This is a genomic window from Asanoa sp. NPDC050611 (assembly GCF_040654855.1).
Classification (GTDB): Bacteria; Actinomycetota; Actinomycetes; order Mycobacteriales; family Micromonosporaceae; genus Asanoa.
In genome coordinates, this window is sequence record NZ_JBFAIU010000438.1 from 1 (window position 1) to 5,336 (window position 5,336).

3 protein-coding genes are annotated in these 5,336 nt (G+C 69.9%); all 3 read left to right on the forward strand.

Features of this window, described 5'->3' with window-relative positions:
* The first annotated feature begins 72 nt into the window (after positions 1 to 72).
* Entirely contained in the window at positions 73 to 696 is a 624-nt protein-coding gene (locus tag AB0H87_RS37460) for a response regulator transcription factor (RefSeq protein WP_360157118.1), read from the forward strand.
* 141 nt (positions 697 to 837) lie between these two features.
* Positions 838 to 3,291 (forward strand): M14 family metallopeptidase, encoded by a 2,454-nt coding sequence (locus AB0H87_RS37465; protein ID WP_360157112.1) that lies wholly within the window; start codon positions 838 to 840, stop codon positions 3,289 to 3,291.
* 253 nt (positions 3,292 to 3,544) lie between these two features.
* Positions 3,545 to 5,336 (forward strand): glycosyltransferase (locus AB0H87_RS37470; RefSeq protein ID WP_360157115.1); only part of this gene is annotated, 1,792 nt, incomplete at its 3' end.

Sequence of the window (5,336 nt, forward strand, 5' to 3'; positions counted from 1 at the left end):
CGCGTCGCCGGCGGAGTCACTCGTGCCGCGTCCGGCAACCGCGCCAACGAGCCGGACCCCGTCAAGGACCCGTTGGTCGACCTGCGCGACGGGCTGGTGCGGATGCTCACCGCGTACGGCTTCGAGGTGGTCGCCGCGCTCGAGGACGGCGCCCACCTGGCCGAGACGCTGGTCTCGCTGCGCCCCGACGTGGCCGTCGTCGACGTCCGCCTGCCACCGACGTTCACGGACGAAGGCCTGCGCGCGGCGATCACCGCCCGGCGCGCGGTGCCGGCCCTGCCGGTGCTGATCCTGTCGCAGTACGTCGAGCAGGTGTACGCCCGCGAGCTGCTCTCCGACGGCGCCGGCGCGGTGGGCTACATGCTCAAGGACCGGGTGGGCGAGGTCGACGAGTTCGTCAACGCGGTGCGCCAGGTGGCCGCGGGCGGCACGGTCATGGACCCGGACGTGGTCGCCCAGCTGCTCGGCGGCGGGCGGCGCCGCGCCCAGCTCGCCGCGCTCACCCCCCGCGAACGGGAAGTACTCGCGGTGATGGCCGAGGGCCGATCCAACGGCGCCATCGCCGAACGTCTCGTGGTCACCGAGAAAGCGGTCAGCAAGCACATCAACAACATCCTGACCAAATTGGACCTACCGCCCAGCGACGACGACCACCGGCGCGTCCTGGCCGTGCTGGCGTACCTCGGCTCGCCCTGACGTACGAGCAGCTCAAGTAATACTCAAGATCCGCTGCTCGCGGCGACGGAAGCGATGGATGCACATACGCTGACCTGACCCAGCTCGCTCAAGTGTCCTCAATAGACGCTGCATCCTACGCGCAGAAAGTAAGGAGGAAGCATGCGACGCAGACGACTGCGGATCGCACTTCTCACGCTGCCCGCCCTGGTGGTGAGCAGTGTCCTGCTCGCGAACCCGGCCGCGAACGCGGATCCCACGACGCGGTCCAAGCTCGAGAACGCCGACGGGGCGAGCCTCGTCCACATCGAGCTGACCGGCGCCGACATGCTCGACAAGGTGACCAACGCCGGCTTCGACATCGAGCACGGGCTCAAGCGCGTGCCGAACGGCATCGAGGGCGAGGCGGTCGCGACCGCCGACGAGGTCGCCGAGCTAGAGGCGCTGGGCGTCAAGGTCCTCGCCGACGGCGAGGGCTTCGAGTGGCCCGCGGTTGCCGACGGCGGCATCGCACCCAGCTTCGGTGCGCGCTCCGCCCAGACGCTCACCCACGAGCAGACCGTGCGGGTCGTCCGCGCCGACTGGTTCACCACGAAGGGGCAGGGCTTCCTCTACGTCGAGGCCCGGACCACCGAGGGCAACCAGTCCGATCCGGTCGTCGGGATGCAGCTCGAGAACGACTCGGGCAAGAACACCCCGTTCGGGTACGCCCGCACGATGAGCCGCTTCGTCGACTCCGGGCAGTACATGTTCCACCGGAACCTGTTCAAGCTGGACACTCGCCCGAACCAGATCAGGGTCACCAGCTCGACCGGTGGCGTCACCACCGGCGCGGTCTCCGACTGGCTCGAGGGCGCCCCTCCCCCGCTGACCGAGGGCCCGGGCTACGAGTCCAACTTCATCGACGGCTACAAGCACCCGCAGCAGCTCTACGCCCGGGCGAAGGAGATCGCCGAGCAGTACCCGGACATCGCCGAGATCATCTACCTGCCCAACAAGACGAACGGCTACCAGCGCAAGGCGCAGGCCACGATCGGCGGCACCGGGCAGTCCGCGGTCGTCGTCAGCTCCGCGGCGTGGGGCCACGAGGGTGGCAACGACATCACCGTCGAGTTCGTCGACCGGCCGGGCGCGGGCCTGCCGCTCGGCGTCGAGGTGACCGGCAAGGCCATCCGCGTCCTGCTCGCCAAGGACGCCGCCGGGGCGCTCGCCAGCACCGCCGCGCAGGTGTCGGCGGCGCTGGAGACCCAGTCGCAGGGGCTGGTCGACCGGGCGCACCCGTACCGCACCAACGCGGGCACCGGCGTCGTCGCCGCGACGCCCGGCCCGGTCGCGCTGACCGACTTCCTCGACCAGAAGCGCGTCGGCGCGCCCGAGGGTGAGGTGCCCCGCGGCCCGGCCACGATCCCGGTGCTGCGGATCGGCAAGTACCGCGACGGGCGCAACCCCGGCGTCCTGATCCAGGCGCAGGACCACGCCCGCGAGTGGGTGCCGGCGACCACCTCGCTGGAGGCGGCCGAGCGGCTGGTGCACAACTACCGGACGGACCGCGAGACGAAGAAGATCGTCAACGACACCGACGTCTTCTTCATCCTGTCCAACAACCCGGACGGGGCGAACTACAGCTTCTACAACTTCGCCTCGCAGCGGAAGAACATGACCAACCACTGCCCCGACGCGGACGCCGACCCCGGTCGCCGCGACTCGTGGGGCGTCGACCTGAACCGCAACTACCGGGTCGGTTCGGGCCACGACGGCTACTCGGGCGGGTCGTTCAGCTGCACCAGCGGCACCTACCAGGGTCCCGAGGAACTGTCCGAGCCGGAGTCGAAGAACATCATCTGGCTGGTCGAGAAGCACCGGAACATCAAGTTCATGATGTCGGTGCACTCCAACGGCGGCCAGCTGTTCTGGCAGCCGGGCGCCTACATCGCGGACGGCCGGATCACCACGCCGCGCCCGCCGCTGGGCGACGAGGCGTTCTACTGGCAGTCCGCCGGCCGGATCCTGTCGCAGGTCAAGAACTACCGGGAGACGGTCGTCACGCCGGAGAACGTCGGCGGCTCGTCGGACGTGCTCTACTCGTCGGCCGGCAACGTGCGTGAGGACCTGTACTACACGTACGGCATCTACGCCTTCGGCTGGGAGGTCGGCGGCTCGGTCTACAACCCGGCCACCGGCAACTGGCAGGGCGGCTCGTTCCAGCCACCGTGGGAAGGCCAGCCGGACCTGGTCAGCGGCCACTCCGAGACGATGGAGTACGCCAACGGCATCATGGAGATGTTCCGGATCGCCGCGGAGTGGGGCAAGGACAAGAAGGACCCGAACTCCGACCTCGTCCCCGGCGGCGGCAGGTTCCGCGGCTCGGTCGACGTGCACTTCGAGACCAACGAGCCGGCCACGATCTACTACACGACCGACGGCAGCCGGCCCACGCTCCAGTCGCCCCGCTACGAGGCGACCGAGTTCCGGGAGCCGGGCCAGGTGTTCCATGTGACGGAGACGACCACGTTCAACTGGTTCTCAGTCGACGCCGCCGGCAACGTGGAGAAGAACTACGACCCCGACAAGAACGGTAGGAACTACCGCAAGGCGACGATCACGATCGTCGACTAGCGACCCCGGCACGAGCGAGCGCCGCCAGGATCACCGTGGTCCTGGCGGCGGCCCGCGTCACGGCGCCTCTTGCCGACAGCCGCCCTGGCATCTAGCATTCCCACCCGCGTCGTGGCGTCGCTGATCGACTCGCAGGCGTCGGCGGCGGACCGAGCGGCATCTCCTGCCAAGATCTCTCGGTAGGGGAAGGTAGGGGGACCCGCTCGGCGCGAAGGGTGGCCGGCGCGGTGAACCCGGGGAGCGGCGGGCTGCGATGATCATCACGTTGGTCACCGACACGTTCGATGTCGGCAACAACGGTATTACCGTGTCGGCGAAGCGGTTCGCGGCGAACCTCATCTCCCGCGGTCACACCGTGCGCGTCGTCGCGTGCGGGCAACCCGGCGCACCCCGGCAGGGCCAGCCGGACGGGCCGGACGGGCCCGAGGTGTTCTGGGTGCCCGAGCTCGTCGTGCCCATCGCGACCCGTCTCGCCCACCGCCAGAACACCGCGTTCGGCAAGCCCGACCGGGAGACGCTGGTCGCCGCGATCAAGGACGCCGACGTCGTCCACGTCTACCAGCCCTGGCCGTTGGGACGCGCCGCGGAGAAGGTGGCGCGGGAGATCGGTGTGCCGGTCGTCGCCGGGTTCCACATCCAGCCCGAGAACATCACGTACAACCTCGGGCTCGGTTGGTTCCCACCGGCCGCGAGGCTCGTCTACCTGCTCCTGCGCGTCCTGTTCTACGGGCGGTTCGCCGACATCCACTGCCCGTCGACGTTCATCGCCGCGCAGCTGCGGCACCACGGTTACCGGGCGCGGCTCCACGTCATCTCCAACGGGGTGAGCAGTGCCTTCCGGCCCGGGCCAGCGAGAACGCGGGCTCCCGGCGAGCCGTTCCGGATCCTCATGGTGGGCCGGTTCTCACCGGAGAAGCGGCAGGAGGTGTTGATCAAGGCCGTACGCAGATCCCGGCACGCCGCGGACATCCAGTTGCACTTCGCCGGGCACGGGCCCCGCGAGAAACGGCTGCGGCGGATGGCGGCCAAGCTCCACCGCCCCGCGCAGTTCGGCTACTACGACCAGACCGCGCTCGTCGCGCTCATCCAGAGCTGCGACCTCTACGTGCACGCCTCCGACGTCGAGATCGAAGGCGTGTCCTGTCTCGAGGCGTTCGCGTGCGGGCTCGTGCCCGTGATCTCGGACAGCCGGCGCAGCGCGACCGGGCAGTTCGCGCTCGGGACCCGCAACCTGTTCCGCTCCGGCGACCCCGCGTCGCTCGCCGAGCGGATCGACGCCTGGATCGACGATCCGGCGGCCCTCGCCGAAGCGTCGGAGACCTACGCCGGCTACGCCGACCTGTACGCGGTCGACCGCACCGTCAAGGCGATCGAACGCGTCTACGCGCGGGCCGGCGACGCGCCGCAGGCTCCCGCCGGCTACTCGGGCCGGATCTACCGGTGGTTGTCGAACGCCTTCTACTACGGCGTCTTCATCCCGGTCATGTTCCTCTGGACGCGGCTCGTCCTCGGCGTCCGCAGCGAAGGCCGGCACCGGCTCCCCCGCACCGGCGGCATGCTGACGGTGTGCAACCACGTGCATCCGCTGGACAGCGTCCTGGTCGCGATCGCCGTCTTCCCGCGCCGGCTGCTGTTCACCTCGGCACCGATGAACCTCCAGAACCGCGGCTACGGCTGGATCGTCCGACTCCTGGGCGGTGTAGCCGTCCCGACCGCCGCCGCGCAGTTGCCACGCTTCTTCGACGAGCTGGAGCTCTTCCTCGCCAAGGGCCGGGGCGTGCACTTCTTCCCCGAGGGCGAGCTGAAGCCCTACGACACGAGCCTGCGCGACTTCAAGCGCGGCGCGTTCCACCTGGCCGCCCAGGCGCGGGTGCCCGTCGTTCCACTGTCGATCCGGTTCACCCCGCCGACCGGGCTCGGCCGGTTGTTCCGGCACCGGCCCACGATGGTCCTCGTCGTAGGCGAGCCCATCGACCCGACGACCACCGACCCCCGGCGTGACCGGGCCGCACGGCTGGAGCTCGCGCGGCGCCGGATGCACGAGC